Here is a 20,556-nt window from a genome sequence, read left to right on the forward strand (position 1 = left end):
TCGCTCACTGCTTCTCCGCCTTCCCCCGTGGGACCTTCAACTCGACTTCCGTGCCCTGCCCCGGGACCGAGACGACCTCGGCGCTGCCGCCCAGGTCCCGCAGTCTCCCCCGGATGGAGAGGGCGACGCCCATCCGGCCCTCGTCCTCCGCCTGCGCGAGGCGGCCGTCCGGGATGCCGGGCCCGTCGTCCCGGACGGTGACGACCACCTCGTCGGGCCAGTCCTCGACCAGGATCCAGGCGTGGGCGTCCCCGCCCGCGTGCACCCGCACATTGTCCAGGGCGGCGCCGACGGCGGCGGCCAGCTCGCGGGCGGCGGGCGGCGGGAGGAGGACCGGCGCGCCCGGCTCGGAGAGGGTGACCCGGGACCCGGCGCGCGGGGCGATCAGGACGCGCAGGTCGACGGGGGCGGAGTCGTCGGCCTCGTCGGCCACCTCCACGACCCGGACCACGGCCCCCTCGGACTCGTCCTCGGAGACCAGGCTGGGCCGGGCGAGCCCGCCCGCCACCAGGGTGCGCAGGGCCACCTCCTGCTCGCCCGCCATCCTGCCCAGTTCGGCGGCCTCGCCGCCGAGCGCGGCGCCGCGCCGCTGCACCATCGCGAGGACCTGGAGGACACTGTCGTGGATGTCGCGGGCGAGCCGCTCCCGCTCCCGGGTGGCGGCCTCGATCTCCAGGGCGCGGGCGAGGGTGCGCTCGGAGGCGCGGGCGACCTCGACGACGTACCCGATGGCGATGGAGGCGACCCAGACCAGGATCACGTTGTGGACGGTGTCCTGGCTGGGGTGGCCGCGCTCGACGATGTTGGCGACGGCGACGAGGGAGGAGGCGACGCCGGCCCAGCGCCAGCCGCCCTTGATGGCGAAGGCGAGGACGGATCCCGCGGTCCATATGGAGGGCAGGGTGGAGCCGTCGACCGACCGGGCGTGTGCGTCGGCGAGCGGGGTGAGGAGGATGCCGGTGAGGGCGACGGCGAGGTCGGCGCCCAGGAAGCGCCGGGTGCAGCCGGCCGCGTTCGCCACCTTGGGAAGGGTGGCGAGGGTCCAGACGCACATCACCGTCAGGTAGACGACGCCGATCCAGGGCCGCTCGTACCGCTCCCGGCCGAAGACGAAGATCAGGACCGCGTAGCCCATGGTCAGGACCCGGTACCCGGTCAGCGCCCGCCACAGCGGCTGCTCGACCGACATCCGTACGACGCGCTCGCGCCCGGCCATCTCTCCCCCGCCCCCCGCACCCCCGACGGGGTGGTCCCTCCCGCGTCCCGGATTCCCCCGGGGCGGTGCTGGTCCTACGCGCCCGACTCCTCGCGGGCGGCGATCTCCGCCTTCACGGCCTCCTTGGCCGCCTTCTCCGCCTCCGCGATCTGCCGCTTGGCGGCGGTCGCGTAGATGTCGACGTACTCCTGGCCGGACAGCTTCATGATCTCGTACATGACCTCGTCGGTCACCGAGCGGAGGATGAAGCGGTCGCCCTCCATGCCCTGGTAGCGGGTGAAGTCCAGCGGCTTGCCGATCCGGATCCCCGGGCGCATCAGCTTGGGGACGAGCTTGCCGGGCGGCTGGATCTTCTCGGTGTCGATCATGGCGACCGGGATGACGGGCGCGCCGGTGGCCAGGGCGACCCGGGCCAGGCCGCCGGGCTTGCCCCGGTAGAGGCGCCCGTCGGGCGAGCGGGTGCCCTCGGGGTAGATGCCGAAGAGTCCACCGCCCTCGATGACCTCGATGCCGGCCCTGATGGCCGCCTCGCCGGCGCCCCGGGCGCCCGAGCGGTCCACCGGGAGCTGGCCGACGCCCTTGAAGAAGGCGGCGGTGAGCTTGCCCTTCACGCCGGGGGTGGTGAAGTACTCGGCCTTGGCGATGAAGGTGACCTTGCGGTCCAGGACGGCCGGCAGGAAGAAGGAGTCCGAGAAGGACAGGTGGTTGCTCGCCAGGATGGCGGGCCCGTCGGCGGGGACGTTCTCCAGACCCTCCACCCAGGGCCGGAAGGCGAGCTTCAGGGAGCCGCCGAGGGAGAACTTCATCGCGCCGTAGATCAACTCGTCATGCCTTCCGTGTGCCGTAGGGCCCCGACTTTATCCCGTACCGGCGCACGCCCCCCGCTGCGGCCCTGGTCGGTGTCGGTCCGGTCGCGTACGGTGAAGACCCTTCCCCTTTTTCCGTCGCTTCGGCGCACCGGAGGCGCATCCAGGGCGCGTCCGGGGACGCGCCCTGGGGCGAACGCGAAGCCGAGCGAACAGGAGACCCCGGTGCCGGTCCTTCCCGGAGCCGAGCCGTACCGCCATGAGGGCGGAGAGGTCGGCGTCCTTCTCTGTCACGGATTCACCGGTTCCCCGCAGTCGCTGCGCCCGTGGGCCGAGTACCTGGCCGAGCGCGGTCTGTCGGTGTCGGTGCCGCTCCTGCCGGGGCACGGCACCCGCTGGCAGGACATGCGGCTCACCACCTGGCACGACTGGTACGCCGAGGTGGACCGGGCGCTGCGCGAGCTCCGGGAGCGGTGCGGGACCGTCTTCGTCTTCGGCCTCTCCATGGGCGGGGCCCTCGCGCTGCGGCTCGCCGCCCGGCACGGGGACGCGGTGCGGGGGCTCGTCCTGGTCAACCCGGGGAACAAGGTGCACGGCGTGGCCGCGCACGCGCTGCCGGTCGTCCGGCACCTGGTCCCCACCACGAAGGGCGTGGCTAACGACATCGCCAAGGAGGGTGTGACGGAGGTGGGCTACGACCGGGTGCCGCTGCACTCGGCGTACTCGCTGCGTCAGTTCTTCCGTACGGTGGACGGGGAGCTGCCGCAGGTCACGCAGCCGCTGGTGCTGCTGCACAGTCCGCGGGACCACGTGGTGCCGCCGGCCGACTCGGCCAGGATCCTGAGCCGGGTGTCCTCGACGGACGTCCGGGAGGTCCTGCTGGAACAGAGCTACCACGTGGCGACGTTGGACCATGACGCGGAGCGGATCTTCGACGAGAGCTGGGCCCTCGTCGAGCGTCTCGCGCCGGAACGGGTCGGCGGGAAGGGGAGCAGGAGCGGTGGCTGAGCAGCAGGACGGCGGAGACCGGGAGCCGCAGCCCATGGACGAGGAGGCGGCCTGGGCCGCGATCGTCGCGGGGTACGGCGAGGAGCCCGCGGACCCGCCGGGGACGAAGCCGTTCCGGCCGATCGAGAACCTGTCCCTGCCGGAGCCGGAGGACCTGGACGGGGCCGGGGCCGAAGCCGGTGCCGGGGACGGGACGGGCGGGAAGGGCGGGGTCACGCCCACGCCGGAGGCGGCCGGGAAGCCGGACCTGGTCTGGAAGCCGAAGACGGACGGCGGACCCGGGGTCCCCGGGACGTCCGGCCCGTCCGGGATCTCCGGCCCGTCCGGGATCTCCGGCCCGGACGAGAAGACCGGGGCGGACGAGGGACCGGAGCCGAAGGGCGACGGAGCCGGTCCGGAGAAGCCGGTGCTCGGCAGTTCGATCGTGTTCGCGCCCGGGGTGCGGCCCGCCGGCCCCCGGGACCACTCCCCCGCCGAGCCGGAGGAGGGCGCCGGCGACTCCGACGAGGGCCACTTCGTGCCGCCGGAGCCGCCCCCACTGCCGGAGGCGGACGCCACGGCCAAGTTCGCCTGGCTCGGCGTGGTCGGCGGCCCGGTCCTGCTGCTCGTGGCCGTCCTGCTCCGGTGGGACATGACCTGGTGGCTGACGACGCTCTGCGTGGGCGGCTTCCTGGGCGGCTTCGCGACCCTGGTCGCGCGCATGCAGCACGACGACGATGACGACGGCTTCGACGACCCGGGCCGCGGGGCGGTCGTGTAGGGAAGTGCCTACGCGGCGGGCACCCGGACCGCCGCGAGGACCGGCAGGTGGTCCGTGGCGGCCCTCAGGTCGGCGGGGTCCAGGTCCGTGGGGACCCCGCAGCCGAGGAACTCGACGCCGGGGGTGGCCAGGATCGCGTCGATGCGCTGGTGGGGGTCCTCGGGGACCGAGGTGTACTCGCCGCCCCACGGGCTGACGGCCCAGCCGTCCCGGAGCTCCCCGGCGAGCCGGGTGAAGGCGGGGCCGTCGGGCCGTTCGTTGAGGTCGCCCGCGACGAGGGTGTACGGGGTGCCCAGCGCGGCGACCCGGTCGAGGACCATGCCGGCCTGGGCGTACCGCTCGTCCTTCCGCAGGCTCAGGTGGCAGCTGATCAGGCCGACCCGGGCCCCGCCGAAGCGGACGACCGCCGTGGCCAGGCCCCGGCGGTGCAGGCCGGGGGTGAGGGGGAGGAGCACGTCCTCGGTGCGCTCCACGGTGGCCCGCAGGGAGCAGAGCAGCAGCGGGCCCGCCGCGGTGGCGCCGCCGCTCAGGACGACGAGGTCGCTCTTGGCGGCGAGCCGGGCGGCGTGCTTGCGCCAGCGGAAGAAGCGCGGGGCCTCCTGGACGAAGACGACGTCCGGGGCGCAGGCCCGGACGACCCGGGCGAGGGCGTCCTCGTCGTCGCGCATCGAGCGGACGTTGTAGCTCAGGACCCGGAGGACGGCCGAACCGTCTTCCTCGGTGCGGGAGTTGGGCAGTTCGATGATCGCCATGGGGGTCAACATACGACGACCGCCCGCCGGGTCCGAGGGGACGCGGCGGGCGGTCGTCGTACGGCTTCGCGCGGAGGCTCCCGTACGGGTCAGCCCTGGCGGGCCAGGTCCGCGGCGCCGACCAGGCCGGCCTTGTTGCCGAGCCGGGCGGCGAGGACCTGGGCGTGCGGGCGCCACTGGCCGCCGATCAGCCAGCGCCGGAAGGACTTGCGGATCGGGTCGAGGACGAGGTCGCCCTCGTCCGAGACGCCGCCGCCGACGATGAACGCCGAGGGGTCGAAGAGCGAGGCCAGGTCGGCGAGGCCGGCGCCGGCCCAGCGGGCCAGCTCCCGGAAGGAGTCGACGGCGACCGGGTCGCCGGCGCGGGCGGCCTGGCTGACGTGCCGGCCCTCGATGCCCTCGGGGGTGCCGTCGCCGAGGCTCAGCAGGACCTCGGCGTTCTCCGGGGTGGCGTTGGCGCGCTGCCTGGCGTACCGGACGAGGGCGCGCCCGGAGGCGTACTGCTCCCAGCAGCCCTGGCTGCCGCAGCCGCAGAGCAGGCCGTCGGGGACGACCCGGATGTGGCCGAATTCGGCGGCCACGCCGAAGCGGCCGCGGCGCAGCTTGTTGCCGATGATGATGCCGCCGCCGAGACCGGTGCCGAGGGTGATGCAGATGACGTCCTCGTGGCCCTGGCCGGCGCCGAAGCGGTACTCGCCCCAGGCCGCGGCGTTGGCGTCGTTCTCGACGACGACGGGCAGGCCGACGCGCTGCTCGACCTTGTCCTTGAGCGGCTCGTGCCGCCAGTCGATGTTCGGCGCGAAGAGGACGGTGGCGCGCTTGTCGTCGACGTAGCCGGCGGCACCGATGCCCACGGCCTCGATCGCGTGGCCCTTGCCGGCCTCGGAGACCGCCGTGCTGATCGCGTCGACGATGCCCTCGGGGGTCGGCGGGGTGGGCACCTTGTGCGTGTCGAGGATGTTGCCCTCCTCGTCGACCACGCCGGCCGCGATCTTCGTGCCGCCGATGTCGACGCCGATGGTGAGTCCCATGTGTCCCTCAGTTTTCGGTCGAGCCCCGCTAGGGCCCACCGTACCCGAGGGGGAGGCCCGCCCTGATCAATCCAGGTCGATGTGCTGGCCGGTTCCGGGCCCTTCGCCGTCCTCGCGGGGGGTCCGCGGGGGCTCTTCCGGGGCCTGCGCGGGGGTGTCCTTCCGGGTCCAGCGGGTCTCGTGGCCCTCGACGGCGGAGCGGTAGGCGGCGAGGAGCTCGCCGCCGGCGGCGGCGAGGTGGTCGAAGACCTGCGGGTTGCGCTCGACGACGGGCTCGACGGCGGCCTTCGCCTGGTCGACGAACTGCTGGACGGTCCGCACGGCCTGTCCCGCGAGGAGCGGGTTGCCGAAGCCTTCGGAGACCTTGCCCGCGACGGCGTCGAAGAGCTTGCGGAACTCCTCGGCGGCCGATCCGGGCGCGGCCCCGTGCTCGGCCCGGCGACGGGCCTTCTCCGCCTCCAGGTCCTCGGCGCACGCCTTGGCCCAGGCGTCCGAATCGCTCATGGCGCACTCCTCAGTCTGCTGGTACTTCGACGGTACACGGGGCTCAGGACGTACGGGGCCAGAGTCCGGGGTCGGGGGTGAAGCGGACGCGGAGGTCGCCGTCGACGAGGCCGGCGCCGGTGACGGCGCAGCGGCGCAGGGCGCCGGGGAGGGGGAGGTTGCGCCGGAACGGTCCCACGGTCAGGAGCAGCTCGTCGCCGCGCCGGACGAGGGAGAGCTCCTCCTTGACGGCGCCGGGCAGGGGGAGGTGCCAGACCAGGACGCCGTCCTCCTCGCGCCGGTCCTCGACGGTCCACGCGGGCGCGGGCGCGGGCGCGGCGCCGGTCCCGGCGGGGGCGAGGAGGGCGAGGTCGTCGGCCCCGCGCGGGGCGCGGCCGAGGTGCGGGAGCTCGTGGAGCGTGCCGCCGGCGGTACGGAGCTCCGCCAGGTGCCGGTGCTGCTCGGCGGTCAGTCCGGCGAGCCAGGGGTCCTCGGAGCCGGCGGGAAGGAGCCGGTTGGCGACGACGGCGTCGAGGCGGAGGCGGTGGAGGGCGAGGCCGAGGCGGGCGGTGCGCAGGGCGCGGGTGGCGGCGGGCCCCGGTTCGAGGACGAGCCGGACGGTGGTGGCGGGGTCCTCGACGACGGCCTGGACGGCGGCGAGTTCGGCCTCCCAGCGGGCGGTGGTCTCGTACAGCCACTGCGCGGGCATGGGGACCCCGGCGAGCTGGGCGAGCATCGGGCGCAGGGCGCGGGCGGCCTGCCGTTCCGGGGGCAGGAGCCGGCGCAGGTAGCGGCGGAGCTGCTCGGGCAGCGCGAGGGCGGCGAGGGCCTCGGGGAGCGGCGGAAGGTCGACGACGGCGAGCTCGTGATCGCCGTCGGCGGCCTCGCGCAGGGCCCGCAGCAGGGCGAAGGGACGGCTGCCGGGCAGCTCGGTCAGCTCGGCGTCCTCGAAGGGCGCGGCGCCGAGCAGGTCGAGGGCGACGCCGGAGCGGGCCTGGAGGGCGAGGAACTCGCGGCGGAAGTCGGCGGCGGGCTCGGGCCGCAGGACCCGCGGGTTCCCGGCTGCCGGCAGCCCCTCGACGCTCCCGACACCCCCGATGCCCACGGCGTCCTCGGCGTCCTCGGAGACGAGCAGCACCCGCCGCCCGGCCCGCGCCTCGGCGAGAGCGGTCGCGGCGGCGACCGTGGTGCGCCCGGCGCCGCCGAGGCCGGTGACAAGGATGATCCGCATGCGGAGGACGCTACCCGCCTCCGGCGGGGGCGGGTCCGCGGCCCCTGGGACGGAGCCCCCCGGGAGGCGACCGGTGCCCGCCCGAGCCGGGCCCTGCGGTCCGGGGGGGGGGGGGGGGAGGAACCCCCTGCCGACCGGGGGCCGGCCCCGACGGCCCCGGAACCGAAGGCGCACCGGCCCCGGGCGGCCGCCGGAGGCGGCACGCCTCCCGGGCCGCGCCCCGAGGTCGGGGACGGCGCTCGCTCCGGCTGCCCGGCCAGGCCGTGGACCGGCTCCCGCACCACGTACGACGCCTGCCACGGGGCCCGTCCGGGGCGGAGGAGACGTCCGTCGCCGGGCCGCGCGGGACTTCCGCCCCGGAAGCGGTTCGGGACTCCCCCCTGCGCCGGTGGCGCACCCGACACGGAGACACACCCGGCGCGGAGGCGTACCAGGAGCGGAGGCGCGCCCGGCACGGAGACCGCCCGGGGGGCGTACCCCCCAGAGCCGTACCCGTCCCGCCGCGCAGCGACTACGCGCCGGATTCCACGCGCTTCTTCAGGCCCGCCAGGGCGCGGTCGATGATGACCTTCTCGGCCTTGCGCTTGATCATGCCGAGCATGGGGATCTTGACGTCGACGGTGAGCTGGTAGGTGACCTCGGTGCGCCGGCCGCCGTCGAGCGGGGTCAGGCGGTAGGAGCCGTCGAGGGAGCGGAGCATCTGGGACTTGACCAGGGTCCAGCTGACCTCGTCGGCGCCGGTCCAGGTGTACGCCAGGGTGTGGTCGTCCTTGATCGCGCCCGCGTCGAGGAGCAGCCGGACCTTCGCCGCGCGGCCGGCGGCGTCCTTCTCCAGGACCTCGGCCTCCTTCACCTCGCCCGTCCACTCGGGGTAGCGGGCGAAGTCGGCGATCACGCCCATGACGTCGGCCGGCGCCGCCTCGACGGTGATGCTCGAGCTGGTGTGTTCGGCCATCGCGGTGGCTCCTCCACTGTGCGGTCCGGCGGAAGTCAAGGGGGCACGAACGTGCCGACGGCAGGCTATCGCGCCCCGGGGCCCGCCCCGCCACGGGAAGGCCCGGGAGGACGCGGGAAGCGCCGGGATCACCACTCCAGGGCGAAGGGCCTGCCCGTCGAGGCGAAGTGGCCGACGTTGACGCACTCGGTCGCGCCGATCCGCATCCGCCGGGCCAGCGGCTGGTGCACGTGGCCGAAGAGCGCGTAGCGGGGCCGGGTGCGCCGGATCGCGTCGAGCAGGGCCCGGCTGCCGCGCTCGAAGCGGCGGGCCACCGTGTCGTAGGTCAGGTCCGGCACCTCCGGCGGGATGTGGGAGCAGAGGACGTCGACCTCGCCGAGCGCCTCGACCTTCGCCGCGTACTCCTCGTCGGAGATCTCGTACGGCGTGCGCATCGGGGTGCGCAGGCCCCCGCCGACGAAGCCGACGACGAGGCCGCCGAGCTCGACGCGCTCCCCGTCGAGGACGGTCGTCCCGGGCCGGGCGAACTCGGGCCAGAACCGGGGGATGTCCACGTTCCCGTAGGTGGCGTACGTCGGGGTGGGGAAGGCGGCGAAGAGTTCGGCGTACTGGCGGCGCACGGCGGCCTCGACGGCGGTGGTGCGGTCGACGCCCAGCTCGGCCCAGAGGCGGCGGCCCAGCTCCCGGGCCTCGTCGAAGCGGCGGGCGGTGCGCAGCTCGACGAGCCGGCCGGCGTTCTCGGCGCCGAAGAGGTCGGGGAAGATGCCCCTGCCGTGGTCGGCGTAGTCGAGGAAGAGGACGAGGTCCCCCAGGCATATCAGGGCGTCGGCGCCCTCCCCCGCGCGGGCGAGGTCTCCGGCGTTGCCGTGCACGTCACTGACCACATGGACTCGCATGGAGCCACCTTAGGGGGCTCCTCGGGGGCCGGTCGGGGAATCGGGTCCGGGACCGGCCCCCAACCCCCCTACCTGCGGTTACTTCCGCGTCGGGAAATCGGTGGACTACTGTTCGCGGAGCACCGTCATGCGTGTGTGACGCACGGAACATCTGGCCGGGACCCCCTATCGGGAACCGTGTACTGGTGGGTAACGTCCGGGCAGTCCGGTCGTGCTCACCCCCACTGAGCACCTGGCCGAATATGGACTACACCGGTGCATCACACAGAGCCGTGGCGCCGGCGCCCGATGAGGAGCAGCAGTCTTGCGCGAGTTCAGCCTTCCGGCCCTGTACGAGGTCCCCACGGACGGCAACCTGACGGATCTCATCCGCCGCAACGCCTCCCAGCACCCAGACGTCGCCGTGATGGGGCGCAAGGTCGACGGCGTCTGGACGGACGTCACCGCCACCGAGTTCCTCGCCGAGGTCCGCGGGGCCGCCAAGGGCCTGATCGCCGCGGGCGTGGAGCCGGGCGACCGGGTCGCGCTGCTCTCCCGCACCCGCTACGAGTGGGTGCTCCTCGACTTCGCGATCTGGAGCGCGGGCGGGGTGACCGTCCCGGTGTACGAGACCAGCTCGCCGGAGCAGATCCAGTGGATCCTGGGCGACTCGGGCGCGACCGCCGTCCTGGTGGAGACCGCCGCGCACGAGGAGTCGGTGGCCTCGGTCCGGGCGAACCTGCCGGAGCTGAAGAACGTGTGGCGGATCGAGGACGACGCCGTCGCCCGGCTCACCGCCGACGGGGCCGGCGTCTCCGACGAGCTGCTCGACGCGCGCATGTCGGCGGCGAACGCGGACGACCCGGCGACGATCGTCTACACCTCGGGCACCACGGGCCGCCCCAAGGGCTGCGTCCTGACCCACCGGGCCTTCTTCGCCGAGTGCGGCAACGTGGTGGAGCGGCTGAAGCCCCTCTTCCGCACGGGCGAGTGCTCGGTGCTGCTGTTCCTGCCCGCCGCGCACGTCTTCGGGCGGCTCGTCGAGGTGGCGTCCGTGATGGCGCCGATCCGGCTGGGCTGCGTCCCGGACATCAAGAACCTCACGGACGAGCTGGCCTCGTTCCGGCCGACGCTGATCCTGGGCGTGCCCCGGGTCTTCGAGAAGGTCTACAACTCGGCGCGGGCCAAGGCGCAGGCCGACGGCAAGGGCAAGATCTTCGACCGGGCCGCGCACACGGCCATCGCGTACAGCCGGGCGCTGGGCACCCCGCAGGGCCCGTCCTTCGGCCTGAGGCTGAAGCACAAGGTCTTCGACAAACTGGTCTACGGCAAGCTGCGGGCGGTCCTCGGCGGGCGCGGCGAGCACGCGATCTCGGGCGGTGCGCCGCTGGGCGAGCGGCTCGGCCACTTCTTCCGGGGCATCGGCTTCACCGTCCTGGAGGGCTACGGCCTGACGGAGTCGTGCGCGGCGACCGCGTTCAACCCGTGGGACCGGCAGAAGATCGGCACGGTCGGGCAGCCGCTGCCGGGCTCGGTGGTGCGGATCGCCGACGACGGCGAGGTGCTGCTGCACGGCGAGCACGTCTTCACGGGGTACTGGAACAACGAGGCGGCGACGGCAGAGGCGCTCGCGGACGGCTGGTTCCACACGGGCGACATCGGCACGCTCGACGAGGACGGCTACCTGGCGATCACCGGCCGGAAGAAGGAGATCCTGGTGACGGCGGGCGGCAAGAACGTCGCCCCGGCGGTCATCGAGGACCGGATCCGGGCGCACGCGCTGGTCGCGGAGTGCATGGTGGTCGGCGACGGGCGTCCGTTCGTGGGCGCGCTCGTCACCCTGGACGAGGAGTTCCTCGGCCGCTGGGCGTCCGAGCACGGCAAGCCGGCCGGTGCGACGGCGGCGTCCCTGCGGGACGACCCGGAGCTCCTGGCGGAGGTCCAGCGGGCGGTCGACGACGGCAACGCGGCGGTGTCCAAGGCGGAGTCGGTCCGCAAGTTCCGTGTGCTCCCCGCCCAGTTCACGGAGGAGGCGGGGCACATCACCCCGTCCCTGAAGCTGAAGCGGAACGTGGTGGCGAAGGACTTCGCGGACGAGATCGAGGCGATCTACCGGGGCTGAGCCCGGCGGACGCGTATATGGGAAGGGGCCCCGGGCGCATCGCCCGGGGCCCCTTCCCGTACCGCTCAGAGCAGTGCGCGCAGCCGCTCCGCCAGCAGGTCCCAGCGCCACTTCTCCTCCACCCAGGCCCGGCCCCGTTCGCCCATGCGGGCGCGGAGTTCGGGGTCGAGGAGGAGGGTGGAGACGCGGTCGGCGGTCTCCTCCGGGGACCCTCCGCGCACGACCCAGCCCGTCTCGCCGTCGAGGACGGCGTCGGGGGCGCCGCCGGAGTCGCCCGCGACGACGGGCAGTCCGGTGGCGGAGGCCTCCAGGTAGACGATGCCGAGGCCCTCGACGTCGAGGCCGCCGCGCCGGGTGCGGCAGGGCATGGCGAAGACGTCTCCGGCCCCGTAGTGGGCGGGCAGTTCGGCCCAGGGGACGGCGCCGGTGAAGCGTACGGATCCGGCCACGCCCGTCTCGGCGGCGAGGCGGCGCAGGTCCTTCTCGTACGGGCCGCCGCCGACGATCAGGAGGACCGCGTCCGGGACCCGGCGCAGGATGGCCGGCAGGGCCCTGATCAGGGTGTCCTGTCCCTTGCGCGGGACGAGCCGGGAGACGCAGACGACGACGGGCCGGTCGCTGAGGCCGAGGCGGGCGCGGACCCCGTCGCCGCCGGAGCCGGGGTGGAAGGTCTTCTCGTCGACGCCGGGCGGGAGCTGGACCATCCGGTCGGCGGCGGCGGGGGTGAGGGCCGAGGCGATCCGGGAGCGGGTGTACTCGCCGAGATGGGTGATCGTGTCGGTGCCCTCGCCGATGCGGCGCAGCAGCTGCCGGGCGGCGGGCAGTTGGGCCCAGCCCGCCTCGTGACCGTGGGTGGTGGCCACCAGGCGCCGGGCGCCGGCCCGGCGCAGGGCGGGGGCCATCAGGCCGAGCGGGGCCGCGGCGCCGAACCACACGGACGCGCAGCCGTGTTCGCGCAGCAGCGCGGTGGCGCGGGCGGTGACCCGGGGGGTGGGCAGCAGCATCGTGGTGCGGTCCCGGACGACCGTGAAGGGCTGTTCGGCGTCGAACGCGGCCGTCGCCTCGGCCCCTTCGCGTCCGCGCTTCCAGGTGGAGGCGTAGACCACGACCCGTTCGGGGTCCAGGCGGAGGGCCATGTTGTGCAGGAAGGCCTGGATTCCCCCGGGACGCGGCGGGAAGTCGTTGGTTACGATCAGGGTCTTGTGCATCGTGGCCGACAGTACGCGATCGCACCCGCAGCCCGGCACCACCACTCCCCCGCGCGAGCGGGCCGACCGGACGAGGACCAGTCAGTGACGACGGGCGCAGTGGGGAAGGGCTCGCGCACGGGCCCGTGGCTTGCCGTCGGTCTCTGGGGCCTCACCCGGGTCCTGCTCCTGCTGTGCGTGTTCGACGTCGTGGAGGTCCCGGGGCCGGACATCGCGTTCGACGTGGAGAACATCTACCGGGGCTGGTACGAGGTGCTGCGGAGCGGCACGTACCCGGTGGACGACGTCACCTGGCAGTACCCGCCGGCGGCGGCGTTCGTGATGCTCGCCCCCGACCTGGTGCCGTTCCTCGGCTACGCGGCCGCCTTCTTCGTCCTCGCCCTGCTCTGCGACGCGCTGGTCTTCGGGCTCCTCCTGTACACGGGCCGCCGGGCGGGCCGGACGTCCCGGGGCGCCTGGATCTGGCTGGCGGGCGTCGCGCTGCTCGGCCCGACCGCGTACGCCCGGTACGACGTGATGGTGACCGCCGCCGCCGTGGCGGGGCTGCTCGCGGCCGGCCGGAGCCCGCGGGTCCTCGGCGCGCTCGCCGGTTTCGGGGCGGTCCTGAAGGTGTGGCCGGCGCTGCTGCTCGTGGGCACCCGGAAGGGGCGGGCGGCGTTCCGCTCCTGGTCGGCGGCGGCGGGCGCGGCGGCCGGGGTGCTGCTGCTCTGCGTGCTGTGGAGGCCGGGGGCGCTGTCGTTCCTCTCCTTCCAGCGGGACCGGGGCACCGAGGTCGAGTCGCTGGGCGCGACGGTCTTCCACGTGCTGCGGCACTTCGGCTGGGAGGGCGAGGTGCGGATGAACTACGGCTCGATGGAGTTCCTCGGCCCGTACGTGCCGGCGGTGTCGACGGCCGCGATGGCGGTGACGGTCGGCGCCTTCGGCTGGCTGCTGCTGTGGCGGATCAGGGCGCGCCGGTTCGTCTCGTCGACGGTGGCGGACGCGGCCTTCGTGGCGGTGCTGCTGTTCACGCTGACGAGCCGGGTGCTCTCCCCGCAGTACATGCTGTGGCTGGTGGGTCTGGCGGCGGTGTGCCTGGCCTTCCGGTCGAGCCGGATGGAGCGGCCCGCGCACCTGGTGGTCTGGGCGACGGCGGTGACGCAGTTCGAGTTCCCGGTGTGGTTCTGGCACGTGACGCGGAGCGATCCGCTGGGCATGGCGGTCCTCTTCACCCGCAACGGCCTGCTGGTCGCCGCCGCCGTCCTCGCCTGCCGGATCCTGTGGCGTCAGACGGTCACGGAGCCGCGTCTCATCGGCACCGCGACCGTACCCGCCCAGGCGTCCGGCCCGGACCGGGAGAAGACCCTGTCCGGCTCGCTCCGCTGAGCGACGGCGGGCCCGGCCGTGATCCGGCCCGACCGGCGGGACACCCCCTAACCGAGCTGTTCCTCCACGTAGGCGCGCCAGTCCCCGGTGAACTCCTCCGGGGTGGTGTCCAGGACGTCGTGGAGCGCGTTCTCCACCGCGCCCTCCCGGACCGGGTGCGCGCCCACCGCCCGGTAGAACGCGGTCAGCTCCTCCTCGCCCCAGCGGTCCGCGATCAGCTCGCAGGCCAGCCAGCCGCCCTCGTAGGCCCGCGCCAGGGCCTCCGCGTCCCCGCCGAAGGCGAAGTCGGGGTCCTCGGGGAGCCGGGCGGGCGGCTCGCCGTCCCGGACCGCGCGGCGCAGCTCGGGCGCGGCCTGGGCGGGGGTGCGGTCGGTGTCCCGGTAGGCGACCCAGTCCGCGAAGCCCTCGGAGAGCCAGACCGGGGTCGACGGGGTGGTGTGGGCGCGGGTGGCCACGTGGACGGTCTCGTGGGTGAGGACGAGCTGCCGGCCGAAGTCGCCGAGCATCCCGTACGCCTCGGGGTTGACGATCACCCGGTCGGCGGGCGCGTCCGTCCCGCCCCTGGTCTCGCCCGTGGTGACGGCCGCTATCCCCCGGTAGGAGTCCCCCGGCGCCGCCAGCAGCTCCCCCATCGCGTCCAGGGAGCCGGGGACGAGGACGACCACCCGGCGGGCCCAGTCCCCGGACCAGGCGCCGGCGACGGCGGGGACCGCCCGGTCGGCCGCCGCCGCGATCTCCCGGAGCCGGGCCCGGTCCTGGCCGGCGCCGAGGACCAGCGAACGGGCCCCTCGGACGACCGTGACGTCGCCCTGCTCCCACAGCTGCCGGGGCGCGCCCTCGGCGGGCCGTTCACCGGTCACGTACCAGCGTCCGTCCCGCTCGGCGAGGTCCAGGACGCGGGCGCCGGTGACGGGCCGCCGGTCGTGGTCCCTGAGCCGGTAGCCGAGGTCGACGCGGGCGGTGGCCCGGTCGGGTGAGGTGCGGTCGACGCCGGTGACCTCGTACGACCAGCCGGCGAGCGGCACCGCGGCGAGCCGCCGGTAGAGGGTGAGGGCGGCCGGCGCGTACGCGGGGTCGAGGGCGGCCCGGTAGCCGGGCTCGTCGCGGGCGAGGAGGGCCCTGGCGTGCGCGTCGAGGAGCGTCTGGATCTCCCGCGTGGTCGCGCGGACGGGCCCGGTCTCCGTGCAGCCGACGAGGCCCGTCAGGGCGAGCAGCAGGGCCAGCAGGCAGAAGACCGCCGGCCGTCGCGCTCCGTATCCCTGACCCGCCACGCCTCCGATCGTACGGTCCGGACGGCGGGGGCGGCTCCCGGGGCGGGCGGACCCGCGCTCCGGCTCAGACCCGGGTCACCGTCACGTGCGACATCATGTTCACCGGGTCGTAGCGGACCCGGGCGCCCGGGTAGGGGGCGTGGACGACCTGTCCGTTCCCGACGTAGATCGCCACGTGGCTGGCGTCGCTCCGGTACGTGACGAGGTCCCCCGGTCGCGCCTGCGAGAGCGGCACCCGGCGGCCCGCGTACCGCTGGGCGGCGGAGGTGCGCGGCAGGCCGATCCCGGCCTGCCGGTAGGACCAGACCATCAGGCCCGAGCAGTCGAAGGCGGAGGGCCCGGTCGCCCCCCACACGTACGGCCTGCCGACCGCGCTCCGGGCGGCGGCCACGGCGGCGGCGACCCGTGAGGAGACCGGACCGGCGTCGACGGCGGCGGGCATCGTCTCCCCCGCCGGCCCGCCGGGGGCGCCACCGGCGCGGGCGTCCTCGCGGCCCCCGGTGCGGGAGGCGCGCTCCTCGAAGTCGGCGCGCTCCTCGGCGGTGAGGGAGGCGAGCACCCGGCGGGCCTCGGCGAGCTTCCGCTCGACGGTGCGCTTGTGGCGGGCGACCTCGGTGCGGCTGTGCTCCAGCTCGGCCAGGACCGTGCGGGCCTCGCTCCGCTGCTGGCCGAGGCGGCGCTGCTCCCGCAGGAGTTCGCCGAGCGCGGCGCTCTGGCGGGCGGTGAGCCGGTCGAGGGCGGAGGCGCGTTCGAGGTAGCTGTCCGGGTCGGAGGAGAGCAGCAGGGCGAGGGCGGGGTCGATGCCGCCGGAGCGGTACTGGGCCCCGGCGACCGAGCCGAGGACGCCCCGCATGCGGTTGACGCGCTCCTGGCCGCGGGCGAGGCCGTCCCGGGCCCGGGAGACCGTGCGGCGCAGCGCGTCCGCCTTCTCGTCCGCCTCGTTGTAGCTCTCCGTGGCCCGCTCGGCCTCCTCGAAGAGGCGGTCGACCGTGGTCCGGGCGGCCCCGGTGCCGGCCCCGGGGTCGGCGTTCGCGGGGACGGCCCCGAGGGACGCCGCCGCGGTGGCCGCGGCGGCGGCGGTGAGGACGGTGACCCGGGCGGGTCGGCGGTGGGACGCCACGGATCGCGCTCCGTTCGGCTCGACGCAGACTGGCGCGGCAGACAGTAGCGGCTGATCACTCTCCGTCCAACGAGGGCGCCGGGCACACAAAGTGACGCCCCGCCGGAGAACACAGGTCACCGGCGGGGCGTCGGGTCAGCGTGCGTCGCCGCGAACCACCCGTTCGGGCGGTGTACCGCGGCGGGTCGCGGGGGCGGGTCAGCCGATGCGGACGCCGAACTGGAACGAGCCCAGGTAACCCATCGCCTCGTAGCGGACGTTGGCGCCCGGGTAGGGGGCGTGCAGGACCGTGTTGTTGCCCGCGTACAGGCCCACGTGCGCCAGGTTGTTGAAGAAGACCAGGTCGCCCGGCTTGAGCTGGCTGCGGCCGATCTTCGTGCCGTCGTTCTGCTGGGTGTAGGTGACGCGGCTGAGCTTGGCGCCGGCCTGACCGTAGGCCCACTGGGTGAGGCCGGAGCAGTCGAACGAGGAGGGGCCCTCCTGGCCGGAGGCGTACGGCATGCCGACCCGGGTGGCGGCGGCGCTGAGCGCGGCGGCGCCGAGGCCGCTCGCGGGCGCCTCGTTGCCCAGGTCGACCCGCTCGCCGGCGGCGCGGCTGGCGCGCTGCTCCTTCTTCCGCTCCTCCTCCGCGATCCTGGCCTTCTCGGCCGCGGTGAGGGTGTTGAGGAGCTTCTGGGCCTCGGCCAGCTTGCCCTGGTACTTGCGCTTCTTGTCGCCGAGGGACTTGCGGACGTCCTCGAGGTCGCCGAGCTTCCCGGTGGCCTCGGCGCGCTGCTGGGACAGGGTGCGCTGCTTGGCCTGGATCTCGGTGAGCACGTCGGCCTGCTGGGCGCTCAACTGGTCGATCGCGGACGCCTTGTCGAGGTAGGTGTCCGGGTCGCCGGAGAGGAAGAGCTGGAGGGCCGGGTCGATGCCGCCGGAGCGGTACTGGGCGCTGGCGACCGAACCGATCTTGTCGCGCAGGGTGTTGAGCTCCTGCTGCCCCCGGGCCACCTTGTCCTGGAGCTGGCCGATCTCCTTCTGCAGCTCGCCCCGGCGCTCCTCGGCCTGGTTGTACTGCTCCGTGGCCTCCTCGGCCTCGTGGTGCAGCTCGTCGACCTTCGACTTGACCTCGTCGATCTTGGGCTTGGCGGGGGCCGCCTGGGCACCGGACTGGGCGGTGAGGGCGACGGCGGCGGCCGCGGTCACGGTGAGCACGGTCACACGGGTGCGGCTCGGCTGCTTGGGTCGACGGTGGGACGCCACGAAGGCGAGCTCCTTCTTCCTCAGAGCCGCCCAACCGGTCAGGGGCAGGCGGTTCCTCCGCCGTCACCCCGGATGGGTGATCGACCGCGCGAAGGTTCGAGGCCTGACCCTAGTGACCGAGTTGTGATCATTCAAATCCCACCGGAGAAAATCTCGCTCACACACCACATTATTTACATACACGGCACGGGCAGTGAGGGGAGGTTGACGGACCGCCGTCCAGAATCCGGGCATAGCGACCAGGAGTTACGATACGTCACGAGAGCCGCGAAAGCCGCTTCAGCAGCAAGGCGGACGCCACCGGACGCGCCCCCGCCTTCGCCACCCCGTCGGCCACCTCGCGGTCGGTGGAGACCACCACGACCGGCCGCCCCGGCGGCTCCGCCCGCACCAGCTGCCGGATCAACTCGTCCGCCGTCACACCGGGCTTGGAGAACAGCACCCGCACCCCGCGCGGCGGCGCGAGGAGCACCGGGGCCGCCAGCTCCGCCCCGTCGAAGACACAGGTGACCTCGGCGCCCGAGCGGGCCGCCAGGGCCGAGAGCCCGCCGAGCAGCCGCAGCCGCTGCTTCTCCAGGGGCATCGTCGGATAACCGGTCTTGGTGACGTTGTAGCCGTCGACGACCAGGTGCGTCTGCGGCAGCGACAGGAGCTGGTCCAGCAGCGCCGGGTCTGTCTCGGAGAGCGCCCGCGCCGCGATGTCCTTCGGGGACATCCGCCCCGGCTCCACCGCGTCCACGGTGTCCGCCGGGTGCGTCGAGACAGGTGGCAGCGCGAGTTCGCGGCGCAGCCCCTGGGCCGCGTCGAGGACCGTGTCGAGCAGCAGCCGCAGCCGCATGTCCTCCACCGAGCGTCCCTCGCGGGCGGTCCTGCGGCTGGCCTCCAGCGCCGCCTCGACCTCGCCGAGCCGGGCCCGCAGCCGCCGGCTCTCGCTCTCGGCGGCCGACACCTGGGCCGCCGCCTCCGCCCGCGCGGCCTCGATCTCGCCCCGGGCCTTGCGCAGCGCGGCCTCGCCCCGCTTCACGTCGCTCTGCGCGCTGCGCAGCTTGCGGTGGAGCGCCTCGGCCTCCTTGCGGGCCGCGTCGAGGTCGTTCCGCAACTGCTCGCTCTCGCCCCGGGACCGGTCCCGGGCGGCTGCGATCTCCTCGCGCAACCGCTCCAGTTCGCGCCGGCCGGCCTCGTCGGCCCGCTCGGCGTCGACCCGCAGGGCCTCCTCGCCGGCGGCGGCGACCAGCTTGACCCAGCCGGGCGGGCGCAGCACGTAGGCGGCCGCCGCCACGTCGACGGGGTCGGCGGCCGCGGGCGGGGTGCCGCCCTCCACGGCTCCGGCCAGCTCGGGCTGGCCCTGCTTGAGCCGTTCGCCGATCCGCTGCCGGAAGAGCGGGTCGCTCTCCAGGGCGGCCGCCATCGCGTTGCCGGCGAACTTGGCCCGCCGGCTCGCGGTGAACCGCGCGTACTGCCGCAGGGGCGCGGGCAGCTCCGCGACGGTCAGCCCGCCGAAGGCGTCCGCGACCAGCGCGACGACCCGCCGCCGTACGCCCTCCGGCAGTGGGTGGTCGAGCGTCTCGGCAGCGTCACCTGCCGCGCCGGCCGGCTCTCCACCGTGCGCGGGCTGCTCCACGATCCGTCACCCCTATGTCGTCCGCGCCGTCCCTCAGGAGGCGGCGCCCGGCCTGTCCACCAGTTCGATCTGATCCACCGCGTTGCACCAGCGGCAGCGGACCGACTCGATGGTCTCACTGACCACCTGCCGCTCCTCGACCGTCGGCTCACCGGCGAGGTCCAGATGGACGTACTCCACGACCTTGGAGGAGCGGGTCACGTCGAATCGGGTGAGGTTGCCGCAGAGCGTGCAGCGCCAGCGGGTCTCGGCGGTCGGCAGGGGAACCGTCGTCATCGAGCCGTCCTTCTTCCTGTTGCGTGGTACTCAGGTGCGGGAGCCGCGGTGCGCCGTCGAACTGCGGTCGTACTGCCCGCAACCCTACGGCCTCACGGCCGAGCGGGGGCACGGCGAGGCGCTCTGTCCCCTTCGTCCCGGGTGCGCCATGATCGGTCCGTGACCGATTGGCGAAGCGCGGTGACCGGTACCTGGCGGGGCGTCCGCGGCGGGCCCGCGGTGACGTACGGCCTGATCGCCGCCTGCTGCCTCCTCTTCCTGTTCAGCCCGGTCTCCGGACTGAACCCGGCGCACGGCACGGGGGACGCGCTCCTGGCGGCCCAGGGCTCGTACTTCCGCCGCTGGGGGGTCGTCCCCGCCGAGCTGATGAGCGGTGAGCCGCGCGCCCTGCTCACCCCGTTCACCGCGCTCTTCGTCCACGGCAGCTGGCTCCACCTGCTGGGGAACATGCTCTTCCTGTACGTCTTCGGCGCGATGGCCGAGGAGCGCATGGGGCGGTTCGCGTACGCCCTCTTCTACCTGGGCACCGGCTACCTCGCCCTCGCCGGGTACGCGGCGGCGCACGCCCACAGCGAGCAGACCCTCGTCGGGGCGTCCGGGGCGATCTCCGGGGTGCTCGGGGCCTTCCTCTTCCTCTTCCCGCGCTCCCGGGTCACCAGCCTCTTCCCCTTCCTCTTCTTCCTGCCGCTGCGCTTCCCCGCCTGGATCGTGCTGATCTTCTGGTTCACGCTCCAGTGGATGGCCGCGCGGGCGGCGGGCGCGGGGCCCGGCGTCGCCTATCTGGCCCACGTGGTGGGCTTCGCGATCGGCTTCCTCTACGCCTGGGTGCGCTACCGGGGTGGGGATAGAGTGAAAGCCCCAGCCGCGGCGACCGAGGGAGAAAGCCAGCCGTGATCACCGCGATCGTGCTCATCAAGACCAGCGTGGACCGCATCCCCGAGATCGCCGAGTCGATCGCGGCGCTCGACAGCGTCAGCGAGGTCTTCTCGGTGACCGGTACGTACGACCTGATCGCCATGGTCCGGGTTCCGCGCCACGACGACCTCGCGGACGTGATCCCCGGCAGCATCAGCAAGATCCCGGGCGTCGAGGCCACGGACACGCATGTCGCGTTCCGCACGTACTCGCAGCACGACCTGGAGGCGGCCTTCGCCATCGGTCTGGAGTCCTGAGGCTCCACGCGCGGAGAACGGTGAAGGGGCCTCCCGGTC

The 20,556-nt window shown here is 74.3% G+C and carries 20 protein-coding genes; 6 read left to right on the forward strand and 14 right to left on the reverse strand.

From position 1 onward, the window contains the following. Nucleotides 1-4 precede the first annotated feature (4 nt). Nucleotides 5-1,216: a MacS family sensor histidine kinase gene (gene macS, locus ACFY7E_RS17095; protein ID WP_389485547.1), complete on the reverse strand. Its 1,212-nt coding sequence runs from the start codon at nucleotides 1,214-1,216 to the stop codon at nucleotides 5-7. A gap of 74 nt (nucleotides 1,217-1,290) precedes the next feature. Continuing rightward, on the reverse strand, nucleotides 1,291-2,037 hold the full coding sequence (locus tag ACFY7E_RS17100; protein ID WP_183953177.1) for a 1-acyl-sn-glycerol-3-phosphate acyltransferase: 747 nt from the start codon (nucleotides 2,035-2,037) through the stop codon (nucleotides 1,291-1,293). A 210-nt stretch (nucleotides 2,038-2,247) separates the two neighbouring features. Between ACFY7E_RS17100 and ACFY7E_RS17105 the strand changes: the two genes are divergently transcribed. Together ACFY7E_RS17105 and ACFY7E_RS17110 are read left to right on the forward strand one after the other, a co-directional pair. Next, entirely contained in the window at nucleotides 2,248-3,030 is a 783-nt protein-coding gene (locus tag ACFY7E_RS17105) for an alpha/beta hydrolase (protein ID WP_389485550.1), read from the forward strand. Further along, nucleotides 3,023-3,790, forward strand: a complete 768-nt coding sequence (locus ACFY7E_RS17110; RefSeq protein WP_389485552.1) for a hypothetical protein — start codon at nucleotides 3,023-3,025, stop codon at nucleotides 3,788-3,790. Before ACFY7E_RS17105 ends, ACFY7E_RS17110 begins: the two co-directional genes overlap by 8 nt. Before the next feature lie 8 nt (nucleotides 3,791-3,798). Here ACFY7E_RS17110 and ACFY7E_RS17115 read toward each other — a convergent pair whose 3' ends face one another. The 6 genes from ACFY7E_RS17115 to ACFY7E_RS17140 all read right to left on the reverse strand — a co-directional run bounded on the left by ACFY7E_RS17115 (nucleotide 3,799) and on the right by ACFY7E_RS17140 (nucleotide 9,138). Continuing rightward, nucleotides 3,799-4,542, reverse strand: a complete 744-nt coding sequence (locus tag ACFY7E_RS17115) for an endonuclease/exonuclease/phosphatase family protein (protein WP_389485554.1) — start codon at nucleotides 4,540-4,542, stop codon at nucleotides 3,799-3,801. Nucleotides 4,543-4,631: 89 nt separating this feature from the next. After that, nucleotides 4,632-5,573, reverse strand: a complete 942-nt coding sequence (locus ACFY7E_RS17120; RefSeq protein ID WP_383447372.1) for an ROK family glucokinase — start codon at nucleotides 5,571-5,573, stop codon at nucleotides 4,632-4,634. A 66-nt stretch (nucleotides 5,574-5,639) separates the two neighbouring features. Beyond that, a complete protein-coding gene (locus tag ACFY7E_RS17125; protein WP_389485557.1) occupies nucleotides 5,640-6,077 on the reverse strand; it encodes a DUF5304 domain-containing protein in 438 nt (145 codons plus the stop codon). Between the two features lie 43 nt (nucleotides 6,078-6,120). Beyond that, a complete protein-coding gene (locus tag ACFY7E_RS17130) occupies nucleotides 6,121-7,287 on the reverse strand; it encodes an ArsA-related P-loop ATPase (protein ID WP_389485559.1) in 1,167 nt (388 codons plus the stop codon). Nucleotides 7,288-7,798: 511 nt separating this feature from the next. Further along, the gene (locus ACFY7E_RS17135; RefSeq protein ID WP_383447363.1) at nucleotides 7,799-8,242 is read right to left on the reverse strand and encodes an SRPBCC family protein; all 444 of its coding nucleotides are present in this window, start codon (nucleotides 8,240-8,242) and stop codon (nucleotides 7,799-7,801) included. Nucleotides 8,243-8,370: 128 nt separating this feature from the next. After that, complete coding sequence (locus tag ACFY7E_RS17140) at nucleotides 8,371-9,138, reverse strand: metallophosphoesterase (RefSeq protein ID WP_389485562.1); 768 nt, start codon at nucleotides 9,136-9,138, stop codon at nucleotides 8,371-8,373. Between the two features lie 304 nt (nucleotides 9,139-9,442). Here ACFY7E_RS17140 and ACFY7E_RS17145 point away from each other — a divergent pair, with 304 nt between their 5' ends. Next, entirely contained in the window at nucleotides 9,443-11,239 is a 1,797-nt protein-coding gene (locus tag ACFY7E_RS17145; RefSeq protein ID WP_389485565.1) for an AMP-dependent synthetase/ligase, read from the forward strand. 65 nt (nucleotides 11,240-11,304) lie between these two features. Here ACFY7E_RS17145 and ACFY7E_RS17150 read toward each other — a convergent pair whose 3' ends face one another. Continuing rightward, complete coding sequence (locus ACFY7E_RS17150; RefSeq protein WP_389485568.1) at nucleotides 11,305-12,447, reverse strand: glycosyltransferase family 4 protein; 1,143 nt, start codon at nucleotides 12,445-12,447, stop codon at nucleotides 11,305-11,307. Between the two features lie 84 nt (nucleotides 12,448-12,531). Between ACFY7E_RS17150 and ACFY7E_RS17155 the strand changes: the two genes are divergently transcribed. Beyond that, nucleotides 12,532-13,812 carry a glycosyltransferase 87 family protein gene (locus ACFY7E_RS17155; protein ID WP_389485570.1) on the forward strand — a complete coding sequence of 427 codons (1,281 nt, stop codon included), beginning with the start codon at nucleotides 12,532-12,534 and terminating at the stop codon, nucleotides 13,810-13,812. Between the two features lie 47 nt (nucleotides 13,813-13,859). Here the strand turns inward: ACFY7E_RS17155 and ACFY7E_RS17160 are convergent, their stop codons facing one another. The 5 genes from ACFY7E_RS17160 to ACFY7E_RS17180 all read right to left on the reverse strand — a co-directional run bounded on the left by ACFY7E_RS17160 (nucleotide 13,860) and on the right by ACFY7E_RS17180 (nucleotide 19,345). Then, the gene (locus ACFY7E_RS17160; RefSeq protein WP_389485572.1) at nucleotides 13,860-15,083 is read right to left on the reverse strand and encodes a hypothetical protein; all 1,224 of its coding nucleotides are present in this window, start codon (nucleotides 15,081-15,083) and stop codon (nucleotides 13,860-13,862) included. Nucleotides 15,084-15,147: 64 nt separating this feature from the next. Beyond that, nucleotides 15,148-16,203 (reverse strand): NlpC/P60 family protein, encoded by a 1,056-nt coding sequence (locus ACFY7E_RS17165; RefSeq protein ID WP_389485575.1) that lies wholly within the window; start codon nucleotides 16,201-16,203, stop codon nucleotides 15,148-15,150. A gap of 198 nt (nucleotides 16,204-16,401) precedes the next feature. Next, on the reverse strand, nucleotides 16,402-17,448 hold the full coding sequence (locus ACFY7E_RS17170) for an NlpC/P60 family protein (protein WP_389485577.1): 1,047 nt from the start codon (nucleotides 17,446-17,448) through the stop codon (nucleotides 16,402-16,404). A gap of 256 nt (nucleotides 17,449-17,704) precedes the next feature. Next, nucleotides 17,705-19,069 (reverse strand): NYN domain-containing protein, encoded by a 1,365-nt coding sequence (locus ACFY7E_RS17175; RefSeq protein WP_389485579.1) that lies wholly within the window; start codon nucleotides 19,067-19,069, stop codon nucleotides 17,705-17,707. Between the two features lie 33 nt (nucleotides 19,070-19,102). After that, entirely contained in the window at nucleotides 19,103-19,345 is a 243-nt protein-coding gene (locus ACFY7E_RS17180; protein ID WP_015033005.1) for a hypothetical protein, read from the reverse strand. Nucleotides 19,346-19,504: 159 nt separating this feature from the next. On the opposite strand from ACFY7E_RS17180, the gene ACFY7E_RS17185 reads away from it, so the two are divergent. Together ACFY7E_RS17185 and ACFY7E_RS17190 are read left to right on the forward strand one after the other, a co-directional pair. Continuing rightward, entirely contained in the window at nucleotides 19,505-20,239 is a 735-nt protein-coding gene (locus tag ACFY7E_RS17185) for a rhomboid family intramembrane serine protease (RefSeq protein WP_389485583.1), read from the forward strand. Next, a complete protein-coding gene (locus ACFY7E_RS17190) occupies nucleotides 20,236-20,517 on the forward strand; it encodes an Lrp/AsnC family transcriptional regulator (RefSeq protein ID WP_030205672.1) in 282 nt (93 codons plus the stop codon). Before ACFY7E_RS17185 ends, ACFY7E_RS17190 begins: the two co-directional genes overlap by 4 nt. The last annotated feature ends 39 nt before the right edge of the window (nucleotides 20,518-20,556 follow it).

This window comes from Streptomyces sp. NPDC012825 (assembly GCF_042900925.1).
In the GTDB taxonomy this organism is placed as follows: Bacteria; Actinomycetota; Actinomycetes; order Streptomycetales; family Streptomycetaceae; genus Streptomyces.

Coding starts and splice junctions, on each gene's coding strand:
- ACFY7E_RS17150 (WP_389485568.1), bottom strand. CDS start 12,447: ATGCACAAGACCCTGATCGTAACCAACGACTTCCCGCCGCGTCCCGGG.
- ACFY7E_RS17140 (WP_389485562.1), bottom strand. CDS start 9,138: ATGCGAGTCCATGTGGTCAGTGACGTGCACGGCAACGCCGGAGACCTC.
- ACFY7E_RS17130 (WP_389485559.1), bottom strand. CDS start 7,287: ATGCGGATCATCCTTGTCACCGGCCTCGGCGGCGCCGGGCGCACCACG.
- ACFY7E_RS17135 (WP_383447363.1), bottom strand. CDS start 8,242: ATGGCCGAACACACCAGCTCGAGCATCACCGTCGAGGCGGCGCCGGCC.
- macS (WP_389485547.1), bottom strand. CDS start 1,216: ATGGCCGGGCGCGAGCGCGTCGTACGGATGTCGGTCGAGCAGCCGCTG.
- ACFY7E_RS17180 (WP_015033005.1), bottom strand. CDS start 19,345: ATGACGACGGTTCCCCTGCCGACCGCCGAGACCCGCTGGCGCTGCACG.
- ACFY7E_RS17125 (WP_389485557.1), bottom strand. CDS start 6,077: ATGAGCGATTCGGACGCCTGGGCCAAGGCGTGCGCCGAGGACCTGGAG.
- ACFY7E_RS17120 (WP_383447372.1), bottom strand. CDS start 5,573: ATGGGACTCACCATCGGCGTCGACATCGGCGGCACGAAGATCGCGGCC.
- ACFY7E_RS17115 (WP_389485554.1), bottom strand. CDS start 4,542: ATGGCGATCATCGAACTGCCCAACTCCCGCACCGAGGAAGACGGTTCG.